The organism is Chromobacterium sp. HL1 (genome assembly GCF_057418835.1).
The window spans coordinates 4,496,443-4,513,219 of record NZ_CP162399.1 but is presented as its reverse complement, the minus strand read 5'-3'; the positions used below and the strand labels follow the sequence as shown (position 1 = coordinate 4,513,219).

The window sequence follows — 16,777 nt, the reverse complement described above, 5'->3', positions numbered from 1 at the left end:
ACCATTGTTAATGAGAATCATTAGCATTAACTTCGGCGCTCCTGAACCCCACCCCACCCACGCCATGAAATACCGGAGCCTTTCCGCCTGCCTGTTATTGTCGGCAGCCCATCCGCAAACCCTGCTGGCCGCCGAACCCGCGCCGCAAATGGAAACCGTCCACGTCAACGCCGAGCGCAAAGCCGCGCTCTCGCATGGCGAGGTGCTGGACGCGGAGCAATTGCGCCGCGCGCGCGGCACCGGCAACGCCGACATCTTCTCCGGCCTGCCCAGCGTGCAGGTCAACAATATCCGCAACGAAGCCGGCGCCATCGATCTGGGCATCCGCGGCCTGCAAGGCGAAGGCCGGGTGCCGGTCTTGATAGACGGCAGTCTGCAATCCACCCACACCGCCCGCGGCTACCAGGGCACCAGCGACCGCACCTATATCGATTCGGACCTGATCAGCAAGGTCAGCGTGGAGGAGGGCGCCAGCAACGGCGCCTTCTCCAGCGGCGCGATCGGAGGCCTGGTGCAGATGCGCACCTTGGGCGTCGAGGACGTGCTGCGCCCGGGCAAGGATTTCGGCGTGCTGCTGAAGGGCAGCGTGTACAACAACAACAAGACGCCCCGGGTGCCGGACGATGAGCGCGATCAGGTGTATTACCAGCTCAACAACGGCCTCAGCCCGCGCACCTTCAACAACGGCTCGGCCACGCTGGCGCTGGCCTATCGGCAGCCCGGCCTGGACGCCTTGCTGGCCTACAGCAAGCGGCGCACCGGCAATTACTTCGCCGGCAGCCACGGTTTCGACGGCTACCCGGAGGCGGTGGTGTCGCGCGGCCAGGAAGTGGTGAACACCAGTTACGAAAGCGATTCGCTGCTGGCCAAGCTGGGCTTCGCGCTGAACGACGCGCAGCGACTGAAGCTGATCTTCCGCCGCCACCGCCAGCAGGCCGGCGAACTGCTGGCCGCCTACTGGTACAAGAACTCCAACGACAAGAACTTCCAGGAACTGCCGCCGGGCGTGGAGTCCATGCCGCAATGGGCGCTGGGCAGCGCCGTCGTGCACGCCTACAGCGCCAACTACAGCTATACGCCGAGCGACAACAAGCTGATCGACCTGAACCTGGGCCTGTGGGCCACCGAGGCGGATCTGGACCAGCACAACGGCTTGTGGGCCGGCCGTCCCGGCGCGTCCTACGGCGATCAGTACATGCATGCCTACAACAACAAGCGCCATGGCTTCAATTTGCTCAACCGCTCGGAACTGGAGGCGCTGCCCTTGAGCCTGAGCTACGGCCTGGCCTTCCAGCAGGAGCGCACCCAGCCCACCAGCCGCTACACCGAGCAGCCGCGGACGCTGGTGGCCTCGCGCAACGGCGTGCGCAACGAGCGCAGCCTGTTCGGCAACGCCGTGCTGTCCTATCGCTGGGCCAGCTTCTCCCTGGGCGCGAATCTGCATGGTTCGACCACGCGCGACTATGCGACCAATCTGGAAGCGGATTACGCGCCCAAGCTGGATTTGACCGGCCAGGTCGACGTGCACCTGGCCAAGTGGCTGGATGTCTACGCCAAGGGCGGCCGCGCCTATCGCACTCCCAGCCTGTATGAAACCACCACCTCCTCCGAGGTGTTCAGCTACAACCCGTACAACCCCTTGCGGCCGGAACGTTCGCTGAACCTGGAACTGGGCTTGAAGGCGAGCTTCCAGGACGTGTTCCGCGATCAGGAACGCATCGGCTTCAAGGCCGCTTATTTCAACAACAAGGTGGCGGATTATATTTCCAGCGCCTGGCTGGACCGGACGCCGGGCATGCCGTCGTGGCAGGGCAATCTGACCTTCCTCAACTACGACAAGGTGGAGCTGCGCGGCTTCGAGTTCGGCGTGGACTACCACAGCCCGTCCTTCTTCGTGGAGGCCGCCGCCACGCGCTACCTGGACCCGGAAGTGTGCTCGGTGAACCAGGCGAGCCGGCGCGACGCCGCGGTGTGCAATCAGAACGGCTTCGCCTGGAGCCTGATTCCGACCCGCATCCCGCCCAAGAGCGTGTACGTGATTTCCGCCGGCAAGCATTGGCTGAACGGCGACCTGACCGTGGGCGGCCGCCTGAAATACCATGCCGGCAAGACCAATCCGGCCGGGTGGCTGAAAGGCACCGGCGCGCAACCGGTGCTGGAACTGGCGTCCGAGCGGCTGGTGGACCTGTTCATCGAGTACCGGCTGAACAAGCAGATCAATCTGAATTTCAATGTGGACAACCTGACCAACCGCTATGCGGTGGATACAGGTTCCGTGATCAGCATGCCGATACCGGGGCGGACCATACGGATGGGGATGGAAGCGCGCTTCTGAGAACCTGTTCAGAGTCCGCTGTGCTTCGTGGAGCGTTGCACGGCGAGTACAAGCTCAAAATGCTCATGTACCCCTCGTACATTCCGCTTTTTCGCTCGTTTTCGCCTTGTCTCGCTCTGGCTCGCGAGACGTTGAACAGGCTCTGAGCCGCCGGCCGCGCGTTTTTTGCCGCGGCCGGCGGGAATCTGCGCGACGGCCGACGGTCTGTAGACTTTATGAGCCGCATGAGGCGGCCGCTTGATTCAGGGGGATAAACATGAGCATGAAAATGAAGTTGACGCTGGGCGCGGCGGTCGTGGCCCTGGGGGCGTGGTTCTACGCGACGCCGTATTTGGCGGTGCGGGGCATGCAGCAGGCCTTGGACGCACGCGACGCGGCCAAACTGTCCGGCTATGTGGACTACCCGGCCTTGCGCAACAGCCTGAAAGAGTCCGTCGTGCCCAAATCGGTGCTGGACCTGAACCAATCCAAGGACAAGAACCCGCTGGCGGCGATGGGCGCGGCCATTGCCGACGCGGTGGTCGCCCCGGTGGTGGACGCCATGGTGACGCCGGAAAGCCTGGCTTTGATGATGCGAGGGATCAAGCCCAAGCCGGGCCTGCCGCAAGGCGGCGCGGATGAGCCGGCGGCCGGCGGAGGCGGCGCAGCGTCGACGGAGCAGCGCGCCGGCGTCGACACGGCCATGGGCTATGAAGACATCGATCGTTTCGTGGTGACGGTCAAGCAGAAAGACAAAGCCGAACAGTCGCTGGGTCTGGTGTTCAAGCGCGACGGCTGGTTGGGCTGGAAACTGTCGGCGGTGCGCCTGCCGGAATAAGAACGGTTTCTTGAGACAACAAAAAACCCGCAGAGCTCGCGCTGTGCGGGGTTTTTGATGTTTCGGCCTGCCAAAATCGCTGGTGCCCAGAGTCGGACTCGAACCGACACACCTTGCGGCGGGGGATTTTGAATCCCCTGCGTCTACCAATTTCGCCATCCGGGCGTCTTCGGCATTCCGAGAAGGAGAATAATAGCGATAGCAAATCGCTTTGTAAATCCTTTTTTCCCCGGCGCTTGGCCGCGGTTCACTCCTGCTTCAATTTAAGCGCCAAGTCGTAGAGCTGTTTGCGGTTGCCGTCGCAGATCTGCGCGGTCAGCGACGCCGCCTGCTTGGTGGGCAGTTCCGCCGCCAGCAGCTTGAGCACGCGCACGGTGTCTTCCGGCACCGCGTCGTCGGCGTCCTCGCGCGCCGGCGCGGCGTCCAGAATCAGCACGATCTCGCCGCGCTGCTGATTGGAGTCTGACTCCACCCACTCCAGCATGTCCTGGGCCGGCAGATTGCGGAAGGTTTCGAAAGTCTTGGTCAACTCGCGCGCCAGCAGCAGCCGGCGCTCCGCGCCCAGTTCCGCGACGATGTCGCGCAAGGTGTCGACGATGCGGTGCGGCGCCTCGTAGCACACGGTCAGATGCGGCGCGGACAGCCATTGGCGCAGCGTCTTGCGGCGCTCGCCGCTCTTGGGCGGCAAGAAGCCGTGGAACAGGAAGGACGGCGCGGTCAGGCCGCTGGCGGACAGGGCGGCGATCACCGCGCTGGAGCCGGGCACCGGCCGCACCGGCAGGCCGGCGGCGCGCACCGCCTCCGCCAGCCGCGCGCCGGGATCGGACACCGCCGGCGTGCCGGCGTCGGACACCTGCACCACGATCTGGTCTTCGGACAGCCAGCGCACCACTTGCTCGGCCATGCCGCGCTCATTGTGCTCGCGCAGGCTGACCAGGCGTTTGGCGTGAATGCCGTAGGCGGACAACAGCTGTCCGGTCACGCGGGTGTCCTCGGCGCAGACCACGTCGGCGGCGCTGAAAGCGGCCAAGGCGCGGGCGCTGATGTCGGCCAGATTTCCAATGGGCGTGGCCACCACATATAATGTGCCGCGACAGAAACTTTCCCTGGCTGATTCAAGCAGATGAGCGAACGAAGTATGCAAAGACTGACTCCGCTGTTGGTTGGCGTCTTGATGACTTGGTTGACGCCGACAATGGCGCAAACCCCGGACTATATCATCCAAAGCAATACCGCGCCGCTCAAGTTGTTGGGCCAGCAGGCGCCGAAACCGGCCGTGCCGGCGACTGCGCCGCGGGACGCCAGCGCGACGGCGGCGAAACCGCAGCCGGCCGGCGGCCGCCTGCGCGTCGGCCTGCTGCTGCCCACCGGCTCCGCCACCCTGGGCGAGGCCGCCGCGGTGGTGCGCAGCGGTGTGGAGGCGGCGGCGCGCGTGGATCAAAACGCCGAGCTGGTGCCCATCGAGGCGTCCGAGGACACCGCCGTGGCCGGCTACAAACAGGCCTTGGCCAGCGGGGTCAATGTGGTGATCGGCCCGCTGTCGCGCGGGGCCATCGCCGCGGTGGCGCCCGCGGTCACGGTGCCTACGCTGGCTTTGAACTCGATAGGCCGCGAAGTGCCGGCCAATCCCAAGCTGTTCTCGCTGTCGCTGATCGTCGAGGGCGAGGCGCGCCAGGTGGCGCGCCTGATGTACGAAGACGGCCGCGCCAACCCCTTGCTGTTGTTCGGCGCGGACAGCCTGTCGCAGCGGCTGCGCCAGGCCTTCATCGACGAATGGCGAAGCCTGAGCCGCGGCAAATCCCCGATGGCGCTGGAAGCCAAGCCGGACAGCCTGCCGGCGATTCTGCAGGCGGCGGCCGGCGCCGACGCCGTGTTCATGGCGCTGGACGCGCACGAGGCCGGCATCGTCAAGGCCGCGCTGGCGCCGGAACTGCCGGTGTACGGCACCTCCCAGCTCAATGGCCGCGGCAGCGCGGTGGCGCTGGCCGGGGTGAGGGTGATAGACATGCCCTGGTTCCTGATGCCGGAGCATCCGGCGGTGAAACGCTATCCGCGGCCGGCGGCGGCGTTGACGATGCAGACCGAGCGCCTGTACGCGCTGGGCGTGGACGCCTGGCGGCTGGCGGTGCTGCTGGCGGGCGCGCGGCAGCCGCTGGGCCTGAGGCTGGACGGCGTCACCGGCGATTTGAGGCTGGGGCGCGACCGCCTGTTCGAGCGCCAGCTGCCGATGGCGGTGCTGAGCGTGGAGCAGCCGTAGTGAATCTTCAAGGCCGGCTTGCCGAGGACAAGGCGCTGGCCTGGCTGCTGAGGCGGGGCCTGACGCTGGTGGAGCGCAACTGGTCCTGCCGCGGCGGCGAAATCGATCTGATCATGCGCGATGGGCGTTACTGGGTGTTTATCGAGGTGCGCCATCGCGCCAGCGCGGCCTTCGGCGGCGCGGCCGCCAGCATAGGGGCGGCCAAGCAAAGGAAACTCATGCTGGCCGCCGAGGTCTATCTGTCCCAAAAGGGAATAGACGCGCCATGCCGTTTTGACGCGGTATTGACCGTGGGCGAGGCGGAGCCGCAGTGGTTGCAGAATATTTTCATGTAGTGCGATGGGTCGACCGACCCTAAAAGATAAGGATGTCCCATGGATTTGATTGACCGCGTCAGCGGGCATTTCCTGGAAAGCATCGCCGTCAAGCAAGAGGCGATGGAGTTGTTGTCGCCGGCGATAGCCGCGGCGGCGGAACAGATGGTGGCTTGCCTGATGAACGAAGGCAAGATTTTGACCTGCGGCAACGGCGGTTCGGCGGCGGACGCGCAGAACTTCGCCGCGGAAATGGTCGGGCGCTTCGAGAAGGAACGTCCGGGCCTGGCGGCGATTTCATTGGCCACTGACAGCTCGGTCCTGAGCGCGATCGGCAACGATTACGATTTCGACATGGTGTTTTCCAAACAGGTCAGGGCCTTGGGCCACACCAACGACCTGCTGCTGGCGATTTCCGCGTCCGGCAACGCCGCCAATGTGATCGAGGCCATCTACGCGGCGCATGAGCGCGGCATGAGCGTGATCGCCCTGACCGGCATGGACGGCGGCAAGGTGGCCGAAATCCTGTCGCCGGAAGACATACAGCTGATTGTGCCGGCGCTGCGTCGCTGCCGGATTCAGGAAGTGCACACCCTGATGGTCCACGCCCTGTGCGACACCATCGATTACATGTTGTTGGGAGGTGAATGATGAAGCGTCGCGTATTCGCGGTATTGCTGGCTGCTGGCTTCAGCAGCGCTCTGAGCGGTTGTTTCGGCGTAGTGGCGGCGGGCGCGGCCGGCGGCGCCTTGGTGGCCACGGATCGCCGCACCAGCGGCGCCTATGTGGACGACCAGGGCATAGAATTGAAAGCCGCCGACCAGATCGGCAAGCTGCTGCCGTCCGCCCACGTCAACACCACCAGCTTCAACCGCGCGGTGTTGCTGACCGGCGAAGTGCCCAGCGAGCAGGCGCGCCAGCAGGCGGAGCTGACCGCGCGCGGCATCCCCAATGTGCGCCGCGTGTTCAACTACACCGTGGTGGCGCCGGCGTCCGGCTTCTCCGAGCGCAGCAGCGACACCTGGGTGACCAGCAAGGCGCGCACCCGTCTGCTGGACGGCAAGGGCTATAACCCGAACAACGTCAAAGTGGTGACCGAGCGCGGCGTGGTCTACATGCTGGGCATGGTGACCCAGGCGGAAGGCGCGGCGGCGGCCAAGGTGGTCAGCGAGACCTCCGGCGTGCAGAAAGTGGTGACCTTGTTCGAATACATCAACGACATCGCGCAGTAAGGCGGATGTCCCGCGATCACAAGCCCGGCTTAGGCCGGGCTTTTTCATTGTTCGGCGGCGGGGCGGCGGAGAATTCCTGGGTTTTTTAGGAAAAATCCTATGTCCGCTCGCCGGCGCTTCTGCTGCAATCTGCCTTGCTGCCGAAACCTCGCGTTTCGGCGCAATTTCTGACGCCCGGTTTTGGCCGGGCGGTACCGGCAACGCAGTTGGCAAAGATGGGCGAGGACGCGGCTTTATGAACCAGGCGGGCAAGATATCGGCGGAGGCGCGGGAGCGCATCATCGCGGCGGCGACGGAACTATACGAGAAGTCCGGCCGCCAGCGGCACCCTGCCGTCGACCAGGTCCGCCAGCTGGCGGGGGTGGACATGGACGCCGCCAGCGTGGTGCTGAAAGACTGGCGACGGGTACAGCCGGCGACGGCGGCGGCCCTGGACGGCGAGGTGCCGGAAGGCGTCAGCCAGGCGGGGATGGCCGCGCTGGAGGCGATCTGGACCCAGGCCAAGGCGCTGGCCAACGACAGCCTGAGCGCCGCCCAGGCGGCCTGGGAGCGCGAGCGGGCCGAACTGGATCATCTGCGCGCCGAACTCGCCGGCGCTTTTGAACGTCAGGCGGCGGAGCTGGACGCCACGCGCCGCCAGTTGTCGGCCTCCCTGGCCTTGACCGCGCAGCAGGCGCAGGACCTGGCGGTGGCGCAGCCGCAGGCGGAGGCGTTTCGGGAGCGCATGGACAAGGCCGAGGTCCGGGTCGGCGAACTGGAGCGGGAGCTGTCCGAGGCGAAAAGCCTGTTGTTGCGGTCTCAGTACGAGTTGCGCCTGAGCGCCGCCGACGGCCAGGCGGCGGAAACGGCGCTGGCCAAACTGCGCGGCGAATTGCTGCAATCCAGCGCCAGCGCCGCGATGAAGGCGGAAGTGGCCCGGATCAAGATGTCGCCCAAGCCGGGCGCCGCGCCGGAGGCCGGCGAGGAGGACGAATCCTTGAAGGCCGCCTACACGCCGCAGCCCGCGGCCGAGGACATCCTGAAGTTTCGCTGATCCTGGCGCGGCCGCCGTCAGTGCTGGGGAATCAGCACGTCGGCGCACAGCACGTGCATGATCTCGTCGATTTCTATCGCCATCGAGATGGTGACGCAGGAGCGGGTGTCGGTCATGGACAGATAAGGCTCGCTCATATACAGCACGCCGGGCTGATCCACCGCGTGTTGAAAGTAGCTGCGCCGCGACCAGACCGCGCCGGTGGTGTCCACCAGCGGCGCGAACTTGGGATTGGCGGCGGCCCGCGGCTGGCGGCTGTTCAGGTTGCGGCCGATCTGGCGTCCGGCGCTGTCCAGCAGGAAGCAACGCACCACGTCCGGCAGCGCCAGCATGGGCTTGGCGGCCAGATCGAACGGCGTGCCCTGCATCAGCGAGATGGCGCTTTGCACGAAGGATTGCCGCGCCAGCTCGATCTGGCGTCGCGTCAGTTTGCGTTTGAGCAGCTCGCGCGCCATCAGCTCGTCCCAGCGTTCGTCGATGCGCGGCGTGATGACGTGGTCCTGATCCGGCTGATCGCTGGGGTGGGCGACGAAATAGCCTTGCACCAAATCGCAGCCCGATTCCAGCGCGATCAGCACGTCCTGATCGGTTTCTATCCCTTCCTCCACCACCAAGGCACCAATTTCGTGCATCAGCCGCACCAGCTTGGCCAGCAGGTTGCGGGTGCGCGGCTGGTGGACGGCGGCGCGCAGCAGGTGGCGGTCGAATTTGACCAGGTCCGGCTCCAGCTGGCAGACGCGGTCCAGATTGGAATGGCCGACGCCGAAGTCGTCGATGGCGATCAGGAAGCCGCTGCTTTTCAGCACATTGACGCCTTCGATCAAGGCCTCGTCCACTTCCAGCACATGTTCCAGCACTTCCAGCACCACTTGGCTGGGGTCCAGCCCGGCGGCCTTGATGCCGTTGGCAAGCGCCATCGCGCGTTCCGGCCGCGACAAGGACGCGGCGTCGATATTGAGAAACAGCCAGCAGGGATGATCGCTTTGCATCTGGCTGAAACGGACGGCATGGGCTTCGCTCACCGCCAGATCCAGCTGGTGGCGGCGTTCGGGCGAGACGACGGAATAAAAAGCCTCCGCCGGCGTCAGCGGGGACGTGTCCTGTCTAGCGCGCAGCAAAGCTTCCATGCCTATCGTGCGGCGATGCGCCAGACTGTAGATAGGCTGGAAGTGACTGCCGAGTTTCAAGCCGGCATGCTCGAATTCTTTCATGGAATAGCTGCCCTCCGTGGCGCGGACTCTACGGCCGGTATTATTTTTTTGCCTGAAGCAATCGGCATTCCAGTTTAGTGCATCGCCATTAAAAATAAAAAACGGGCCATGCGGCCCGTTTGGATAAAGATGTTAAGAAGCTTGCTACTGTTGGATGCCCGCCACCAACCACTTGCCGTTGGTGCTGTCGTCCTTGATGTAGTGCCAGTATTCGGAGAACGGCTCCGCCGATGCGCCCACGGCCTCGCTGACCGTGCCGGAGAAGCGCACGCTGGCGATGTAGCGGCCGCCTTCCATGCTGGCTTCGGACAGCTGGCAGTCCAGTTGCGGGAAATCGGCCACCTCGGTGTTGGCGGCAATGTCTTCGCGCAGCGCGTTGAACAGATCCGGCGTCATGTACTTGCGCACTTCTTCCAGGCTTTCTGTGCTGTTCAGGTTTTGCAGGTGCAAGAAGGTGGCCTTGGCCTGACGCAGGAAGTGCGGGGTCTCGGTGCCGTCCGGCAGGCGCGCGGGCGCCTCGCTGAGCGCGCCGCCGCCAAAGCCGGCTTGCGCGCCGCCCAGGCCGGAGCCGATTTTCGGGATGGAGTCGAAACGGGCCGGTTCTTGATAGCCGCCCATATTCTGCGGCATGCCCGCTGCTTGCGGCGCAGCCATGGCCGGACGCGCCGCGCCGGCCTTGCGGCGGAAGAACATGTAGCCGCCTGCCAGCACCAGGCCCAGCAGGGCCAGCGTGCCCCAGGGCATGCCGCCGCTCTTCTGCGGCTGCTGACCTTGGGCTTGCGCCGCCAGCGCCGGATCGGCGTTGCCGTTGGCCGCGGCCGGCGCTTGTTGCTGGCCGCCTTTGTCGCTCATGGCGGAGCCCAGCATATAGCCGGCGGCCGCGCCCGCGGCGCCTGCGGCTACGGCGGTGCCGATGCCGGGGCCGGATTTGGGTTGAGCTTGAACCGGAGCGGGCGCTTGCGCGGGCGGCGCAACCGGGCGCGCCGGCGCTTGTTGTTGGTAAGAACGGGTGGGGGCCGAGCGCTGCATGCCGGCGCTCTTGCCTTTACCTAGGCGGGCCGCTTCCGCGAACGGAGCGGCCAACATGGAAACCATGGTGAAGGCGAGCATGATCGTCTTCGCGCGGGTGGTCATATTTGCTTTTTTCCTGAGTGGTTGGTATCGCCCCGGTATGACTGGGGCGCAAAAGATTAGTTCGGGGTCAACGGCTGAATTTCAATGACTTGCGCATGGTTTTTTTCCACGCGGAAACGCACATTCCAGTGGTGCAGCGCCACGCCGTAGACCCGCTGCGGGTCGTCTTGATAGGCCGGGCGCGGGTCCTGGGCCAGCACCTGTTCCACCAGCGCGGCGAAATCGCCGGGCAGGCCGGCTTCGGCGGCCAGCTGCGCGCGCGCGGCGGGGTCCCAGCCCACGCTCAATTGCGGCGGCGGGCCGTCGACAAAGCCGCCGCGGGCTTCCGGCCGGGCTTCGACGAAGGGAATATAGGGCTTGATGTCCAGCACCGGGGTGCCGTCCAGCAGATCGGCGCCCTCCAGCGTCAGCACCACCTTGGGCTGGGTGTCCACGCGCAGCAGCCGCACCAGGGACAGGCCCAGCGGATTGGGGCGATGGGTGGCGCGGCTGGCGAACACGCCGACCTTGGCGTTGCCGCCCAGGCGCGGCGGCCGCACCAGCGGCTGCCAGCCGCGCTCGGCGGTTTGATGGAACACGAAGCTGATCCAGACGTGGGAAAACGCGTCCAGCCCGCGCACCATGTCGGGGTGGTCGTAGGGCGGCAGCAGCTCCAGCGTGATGCGGGCGGCGTTGACCAGCGAGGGCTGGCGCGGGATGCCGAATTTTTCGCGGTAGGGCGAGCGGATCACGCCCACCGTGTCGAAGGTGTAGCTCATGGCCGGATTGTAGCATTGCGGCCCCACCGCTTTATTCCCTCTATGCCGAAGAGAACAGCCGCGCAAGTAAAGCAACGGCAGCCGCCAATGCGCCTATGCCCAATATCAGAGCGATCGAAACGTGGAGCCAGAAACGGAAGGACCGGTCTTGTCTCAAGATGTTTGTCCGTGATCTGTAATCATGGAATACACCGGTATGGATGGCTGTGCGGGTATGGCTCAGGGAGGCACAAGCAAGAAAAAGCAGCAAGGCGATGAGGGCGCAGCCGCGTAGCATCGGGTAAGCGCTCTGGAGCAGGCTGGCGAGGATTAGGAGCAAGAGCAGGATGGGCGCAATGGCGCGGGTTACCGAGGGAGGCCTGGGCATGATGGTGCTGGGCGGACAGTGAATTCGTCCATCATGCGGCTTGTGGCTGCAAAATGAAAGATGCGCCTGACGGCGCATCTACATTGGCAGCTTGGTACAGATCAGCCGACGAAGTGCTTGTTGTAGCGGCTGCTCAGCCGGCCCATGGGCAGCAGCATGAAGAAATCCGCGCAGTTGAAGTCCGGGTCCCAGGCCGGTTCGCCGCAGATATAGGCGCCGGCGCGCAGATAGCCCTTGATCAGCGCCGGCAGCGGCGCGGAGGGGGCATCGTCGCGGACCCGGTCCAGCGGCAGCGGCAGGTGGGGGAACACCCGCCATTCCGGCGGCGACAGATGCTTGGCCTCCAGTTGGCGGTACAGGCTGACCGCCTGGTGGCCGCCGTCGCTCAGCGACACGCTGGCGCAGCCGGCCAGGTATTGGCCGCCGTGCTGTTGCACGTAATCGGCGAGGCCGGACCAGAGCAGGGCGATCACCGCGCCGGAGCGGAAGTCGCGGTGCACGCAGGAGCGGCCCACTTCGATCAGGCCGGCGCGCAGGTGGGCCAGCCGGGTCAGATCGAATTCGTGTTCGGAATACAGGCTGGGCGCGCGGCGCGCCATGGCCGGGGACAGCATGCGGTAAGTGCCCACCACCAGGCCGCTGGCGGCGTCTTCCACGATCAGGTGATCGCACAACTCGTCGTATTCGTCGCAATCGATGCCCAGGTCGCGGGAGCCGAGCTCCGCGCCCATTTCCCCGGCGAACACATCGAAGCGCAGCTTCTGCGCGCGGCGGATATCCCGCGCTTCACTGGCCACGCGCACGCTTAGGCGCGGTTTGGCGCTCACGGCAAGCTGTTCATTTAGCAGCATGTTTTGCTCCCTTTTGTGGTGAGTCCCATGCTAGGCAGCTTGTTTGACGCGGCGATGTCTTTAATATGACTATCGGGTGACCGGCGCTTGACGCCGTCGTTACCGGCTGGATTTATTGAAATCAACGACTTACGCTGGTTCAGGATTTGGCGTAGAATAGGCCGTTTTTCCGTTCGATTTGCTCTTTCCGACAAAGCCATGATTTATCCGACAAACTTCGACGTGATAGTGGTGGGCGGCGGCCATGCCGGCACCGAGGCCGCGCTGGCGGCCGCGCGCATGGGCTGCGACACCCTTCTTTTGACGCACAACATCGAGACCTTGGGTCAGATGTCGTGCAATCCGTCGATCGGCGGCATCGGCAAGGGCCATCTGGTCAAGGAAGTGGATGCCCTGGGCGGCGCGATGGCGCTAGCCACCGACATTGGCGGCATCCAGTTCCGCACCCTCAACGCCTCCAAGGGCCCGGCGGTGCGCGCTACCCGCGCCCAGGCCGACCGCATCCTGTACAAGGCGGCGATCCGCGAGATGCTGGAGAACCAGCCCAATCTGACGCTGTTCCAGCAGCCGGTGGACGATCTGCTGATAGAGGGCGACCGCGTCGCCGGCGCCATCACCGCCATCGGCATCACCTTCCGCGCCAAGACCGTGGTGTTGACCGCCGGCACCTTCCTGTCCGGCAAGATCCATGTCGGCATGGAGAACTACACCGGCGGCCGCGCCGGCGATCAGGCCGCGTCCACGCTGGGCGCGCGCTTGCGCGAACTGGCCCTGCCGGTGGGACGGCTGAAAACCGGCACGCCGCCGCGCATCGACGGCCGCAGCGTCGATTTTTCGGTGATGGAAGAGCAGCCGGGCGACACGCCGGAGCCGGTGTTCTCCTACCGCGGCAGCCGCGCGCTGCATCCCAAGCAACTGCCGTGCTGGATCACCCACACCAATGAACGCACCCACGAGATCATCCGCTCCGGCTTCGACCGCAGCCCGATGTTCACCGGGGTGATAGAAGGCGTTGGCCCGCGTTACTGCCCGTCCATCGAAGACAAGATCAACCGCTTCGCCGACAAGGACAGCCACCAGGTCTTCCTGGAGCCGGAAGGCCTGACCACGCACGAGTTCTACCCCAACGGGATTTCCACCAGCCTGCCCTTCGACATCCAGCTGGCGGCGGTGCGTTCGATCCGCGGCATGGAGAACGCCCACATCCTGCGGCCCGGCTACGCGATCGAATACGACTACTTCGACCCGCGCGGCCTGAAGGCCTCGCTGGAGACCAAGGCGATCCAGGGTCTGTTCTTCGCCGGCCAGATCAACGGCACCACCGGCTATGAAGAAGCCGCCGCCCAGGGCCTGCTGGCCGGCATGAACGCCGCCCTGTTCGCTCGGGACCAGGCTAGCTGGTGTCCGCGCCGCGATGAAGCCTATCTGGGCGTATTGGTGGACGATCTGATCACCAAGGGCGTGGCCGAGCCTTACCGCATGTTCACCAGCCGCGCCGAATTCCGCCTGCAGTTGCGCGAAGACAACGCCGACCTGCGCCTGACCGAGATTGCCCGCCAACACGGCCTGATCGGCGATGCCCAATGGGACAGCTTCTGCCGCAAACGCGACGCGGTGGAGGCGGAGAAGGCCCGCCTGAAGGCCACCTGGCTGCATCCGGCGCGGCTGAGCGACGCCGCCGCGCTGCAAGCGTTGCTGGGCAAGGCGATAGAGCGCGAATACAGCCTGTACGATTTGCTGAAGCGGCCCAATGTCGCCTACGCCGATTTGATGACGCTGCCGGAGGCCGGCGGCGCGGTGGCGGACGAGGCGGTTGCCGAGCAGGTGGAAATTCAGGTCAAATACCAAGGCTATATCAACCGCCAGAACGAAGAACTGGCGCGCCGCGACAACCTTGAAGACGTGCGCCTGCCGGCCGACATCGACTACGGTCTGGTCAAGGGCCTGTCCAAGGAAGTGCAGCAGAAACTGAACCAGCAACGCCCGGAAACCCTGGGGCAGGCTTCGCGCATCCAGGGCATTACCCCGGCGGCGGTTGCTCTTTTGATGGTCCACCTGAAACGCGGCTTTGCCGACGCAACGAAAACCGCATGACACATAACGCAGAACTACAACAAGGCCTGTCGCAGCTGAAACTGGAACTGAGCGACGCGCAAATCGATTTGCTGGACCGCTATCTGGCGCTGCTGGCCAAGTGGAACCAGACCTATAACCTGACCGCGGTGCGCGAGGAAAAGCGCATGGTCAGCTACCATCTGCTGGACAGCCTGAGCCTGGTGCCGCATCTGGACGGCGGCAGCCGCCTGCTGGACGTCGGCTCCGGCGGCGGCATGCCCGGCATCCCGGCGGCGATCGCCCGCCCGGATCTGCAAGTGGTGCTGCTGGATTCCAACCATAAGAAAACCACCTTCCTGCGTCAGGTGGTGGTGGAACTGGGCCTGCCCAATGTGCAGGTGATGACCGAGCGGGTGGAGGCTTACCAGCCGGAACAGAAGTTCGACCGCATCACCAGCCGGGCGTTTTCCGAGCTGGCCGAGTTCGTCAAGCTGACCCGCCACTTGCTGGCGGATCACGGTCAATATGTAGCAATGAAGGGTGTCTATCCTTACGAGGAAATCGCCTTGTTGCCGCAGGGTACGGTGGTTTCCGAAGTATTGCCGGTGACAGTGCCGGGCCTGGATGCTGAACGGCACCTGGTGAGAATGCGCCTGGAAGGGGTGGGTGCGCAATGAATTCAAGGGTGATCGCGGTCGCCAACCAGAAGGGCGGGGTCGGCAAGACCACGACTGTGGTGAATCTGGCGGCGGGCCTGGCCGACTTGGGCCGGCGCGTGCTGATTGTCGATCTCGACCCGCAGGGCAATGCCACCATGGGTAGCGGCATCGCCAAGCAATCCCTGAAACTGTCCGGCTACGACGTGCTGCTGGGCGAGGCTTCGATCGAAGACGCGCGTCAGCCGGCGAAGGAGGGCGGTTACGACGTGCTGCCCGCCAACCGCGATCTGGGCGGCGCGGAGCTGGAACTGGTCAACGAGCTGGCGCGCGAGGCGCGGCTGAAGAACGCGCTGCAGGCGGTGGAGGAGCAGTACGACTACGTGCTGATAGACTGCCCGCCCTCGCTGAACCTGCTGACCCTGAACGGGCTGGTGGCGGCGCACAGCGTGCTGATCCCGATGGTGTGCGAATACTACGCGCTGGAAGGCCTGTCCGACCTGGTGGCGACCTTGCGCAAGGTGCGAGTGGCGGTGAATCCCAAGATCGAGATCATGGGCCTGCTGCGCACCATGTTCGACGCGCGCAATAATTTGTCGCAGCAGGTGTCCGAGCAACTGGCCCGCCATTTCGGCGCCAAGGTGTTCGACACCGTGATACCGCGCAATGTGCGGCTGGCGGAAGCGCCCAGCCACGGCTTGCCTGGCCTGGTCTACGATCGCGCCTCGCGCGGCGCGCAAGCCTATCTTGCGCTGGCGCAAGAGCTGGCGGACAGGCTAGAGCCCGCAACCACAACCCCCTCCGTCTAAGCGATATGGCCAAATTAAAAGGATTGGGGCGCGGCCTGGACGCGCTCCTGTCCACTGCCGAGACAGTGGACGACAGATTGACTTCCCTTCCCATCGACAGCATCCGTCCCGGCAAATACCAGCCGCGCAGCTTCATGGACGAGGGCGCGCTGGACGAATTGGCCGCGTCCATTCGCTCCCAGGGCGTGATTCAGCCGCTGGTGGTGCGCGAAATCGGCTTTGGCGATTACGAACTGATCGCCGGCGAGCGGCGCTGGCGCGCCTCGCGCAAGGCCGGCTTGTCCGAAGTGCCCGCGGTGATCAAGAGCGTGCCGGACGAAGCGGCGCTGGCAATGGCGCTGATCGAAAACATTCAGCGCCAGGAACTGGACCCCATCGAGGAGGCCCAGGGCCTCAAGCGCCTGATCGACGAGTTCGGCCTGACCCACGAGGCCGCCGCCGACGCGGTGGGCCGTTCGCGCAGCGCGGTCAGCAATCTATTGCGCCTGCTGGCCCTGCCGGAGCCGGTGCAGACCATGCTGCATCAGGGGCGGCTGGAGATGGGCCATGCGCGCGCCTTGCTGGCGCTGCCGGTGGTTGAGCAGCTGGGTCTGGCGCAGGAGGTGGGCGAGAAAGGCCTGTCCGTGCGCGAGGTGGAGCGCAGGGTACAGCAGAAAGCTGTGGAAAAAACCACAGTTGCACCGCAGCAAAAACAGACAGACCCGGACGTGAGCCGGCTGGCGGAACAGGTGTCGGAACGCATAGGCGCGCGCGTCAGCATCCGTCACGCAAACCGCGGCAACGGCAGGCTGGTCATAGAATATGCAACGCTGGACGAGCTGGAAGGCTTGCTGGAAAAGCTGCAGAAAACTTCAAGCAAATGAGACTGTTGCAACGCAGCATGTCAATGACAGGCAAGTTGACGCAAATCAAGCGTGAAGCCTATAATTCGGCGGTTTTTTTGCTGGG

At 64.9% G+C, this 16,777-nt stretch carries 16 protein-coding genes and 1 tRNA gene; 11 read left to right on the top strand and 6 right to left on the bottom strand.

The features are described 5' to 3' along the window. Positions 1-64: 64 nt before the first annotated feature. Together AB1Z25_RS20570 and AB1Z25_RS20565 are read left to right on the top strand one after the other, a co-directional pair. Positions 65-2,335, top strand: a complete 2,271-nt coding sequence (locus AB1Z25_RS20570; RefSeq protein WP_486636071.1) for a TonB-dependent receptor domain-containing protein — start codon at positions 65-67, stop codon at positions 2,333-2,335. Positions 2,336-2,591: 256 nt separating this feature from the next. Beyond that, positions 2,592-3,152 carry a DUF2939 domain-containing protein gene (locus AB1Z25_RS20565; protein ID WP_486636070.1) on the top strand — a complete coding sequence of 187 codons (561 nt, stop codon included), beginning with the start codon at positions 2,592-2,594 and terminating at the stop codon, positions 3,150-3,152. 80 nt (positions 3,153-3,232) lie between these two features. Here AB1Z25_RS20565 and AB1Z25_RS20560 read toward each other — a convergent pair. Together AB1Z25_RS20560 and rsmI are read right to left on the bottom strand one after the other, a co-directional pair. Further along, positions 3,233-3,317 (bottom strand) — tRNA-Leu (locus AB1Z25_RS20560). 82 nt (positions 3,318-3,399) lie between these two features. Next, positions 3,400-4,296: a 16S rRNA (cytidine(1402)-2'-O)-methyltransferase gene (gene rsmI / locus AB1Z25_RS20555; RefSeq protein ID WP_370646568.1), complete on the bottom strand. Its 897-nt coding sequence runs from the start codon at positions 4,294-4,296 to the stop codon at positions 3,400-3,402. Between rsmI and AB1Z25_RS20550 the strand changes: the two genes are divergently transcribed. The 5 genes from AB1Z25_RS20550 to AB1Z25_RS20530 all read left to right on the top strand — a co-directional run bounded on the left by AB1Z25_RS20550 (position 4,291) and on the right by AB1Z25_RS20530 (position 7,988). Further along, the gene (locus tag AB1Z25_RS20550) at positions 4,291-5,409 is read left to right on the top strand and encodes a penicillin-binding protein activator (protein WP_253313909.1); all 1,119 of its coding nucleotides are present in this window, start codon (positions 4,291-4,293) and stop codon (positions 5,407-5,409) included. The two genes, rsmI and AB1Z25_RS20550, sit on opposite strands and share 6 nt — an antisense overlap. Then, positions 5,409-5,744 carry a YraN family protein gene (locus AB1Z25_RS20545; protein WP_107800967.1) on the top strand — a complete coding sequence of 112 codons (336 nt, stop codon included), beginning with the start codon at positions 5,409-5,411 and terminating at the stop codon, positions 5,742-5,744. The genes AB1Z25_RS20550 and AB1Z25_RS20545 overlap by 1 nt, the downstream gene beginning before the upstream one ends. Before the next feature lie 39 nt (positions 5,745-5,783). Next, entirely contained in the window at positions 5,784-6,374 is a 591-nt protein-coding gene (locus tag AB1Z25_RS20540; protein ID WP_107800966.1) for a phosphoheptose isomerase, read from the top strand. Beyond that, a complete protein-coding gene (locus AB1Z25_RS20535) occupies positions 6,374-6,955 on the top strand; it encodes a BON domain-containing protein (RefSeq protein WP_227105528.1) in 582 nt (193 codons plus the stop codon). Before AB1Z25_RS20540 ends, AB1Z25_RS20535 begins: the two co-directional genes overlap by 1 nt. Positions 6,956-7,190: 235 nt before the next feature. Further along, the gene (locus AB1Z25_RS20530) at positions 7,191-7,988 is read left to right on the top strand and encodes a DNA-binding protein (RefSeq protein WP_486636069.1); all 798 of its coding nucleotides are present in this window, start codon (positions 7,191-7,193) and stop codon (positions 7,986-7,988) included. A gap of 17 nt (positions 7,989-8,005) precedes the next feature. Here the strand turns inward: AB1Z25_RS20530 and AB1Z25_RS20525 are convergent, their stop codons facing one another. From AB1Z25_RS20525 to AB1Z25_RS20510, 4 genes are all read right to left on the bottom strand, one after another. Continuing rightward, on the bottom strand, positions 8,006-9,199 hold the full coding sequence (locus AB1Z25_RS20525; protein ID WP_107800963.1) for a sensor domain-containing phosphodiesterase: 1,194 nt from the start codon (positions 9,197-9,199) through the stop codon (positions 8,006-8,008). A gap of 144 nt (positions 9,200-9,343) precedes the next feature. Continuing rightward, positions 9,344-10,333: a Tim44 domain-containing protein gene (locus tag AB1Z25_RS20520; RefSeq protein ID WP_486636068.1), complete on the bottom strand. Its 990-nt coding sequence runs from the start codon at positions 10,331-10,333 to the stop codon at positions 9,344-9,346. Positions 10,334-10,389: 56 nt separating this feature from the next. Beyond that, a complete protein-coding gene (gene tsaA, locus AB1Z25_RS20515; protein WP_227105524.1) occupies positions 10,390-11,091 on the bottom strand; it encodes a tRNA (N6-threonylcarbamoyladenosine(37)-N6)-methyltransferase TrmO in 702 nt (233 codons plus the stop codon). A 468-nt stretch (positions 11,092-11,559) separates the two neighbouring features. Beyond that, positions 11,560-12,309, bottom strand: coding sequence for a GNAT family N-acetyltransferase (locus AB1Z25_RS20510; RefSeq protein WP_107800960.1), 750 nt, complete (start codon positions 12,307-12,309; stop codon positions 11,560-11,562). A gap of 198 nt (positions 12,310-12,507) precedes the next feature. Between AB1Z25_RS20510 and mnmG the strand changes: the two genes are divergently transcribed. The 4 genes from mnmG to AB1Z25_RS20490 are packed head-to-tail and all read left to right on the top strand — an operon-like array spanning position 12,508 to position 16,692. Beyond that, complete coding sequence (gene mnmG / locus AB1Z25_RS20505) at positions 12,508-14,403, top strand: tRNA uridine-5-carboxymethylaminomethyl(34) synthesis enzyme MnmG (RefSeq protein WP_227105522.1); 1,896 nt, start codon at positions 12,508-12,510, stop codon at positions 14,401-14,403. Continuing rightward, complete coding sequence (gene rsmG / locus AB1Z25_RS20500) at positions 14,400-15,041, top strand: 16S rRNA (guanine(527)-N(7))-methyltransferase RsmG (protein WP_048410014.1); 642 nt, start codon at positions 14,400-14,402, stop codon at positions 15,039-15,041. Before mnmG ends, rsmG begins: the two co-directional genes overlap by 4 nt. Further along, positions 15,038-15,829, top strand: a complete 792-nt coding sequence (locus AB1Z25_RS20495; RefSeq protein WP_107800958.1) for a ParA family protein — start codon at positions 15,038-15,040, stop codon at positions 15,827-15,829. The genes rsmG and AB1Z25_RS20495 overlap by 4 nt, the downstream gene beginning before the upstream one ends. Positions 15,830-15,834: 5 nt before the next feature. Further along, positions 15,835-16,692: a ParB/RepB/Spo0J family partition protein gene (locus AB1Z25_RS20490; RefSeq protein ID WP_227105520.1), complete on the top strand. Its 858-nt coding sequence runs from the start codon at positions 15,835-15,837 to the stop codon at positions 16,690-16,692. The last annotated feature ends 85 nt before the right edge of the window (positions 16,693-16,777 follow it).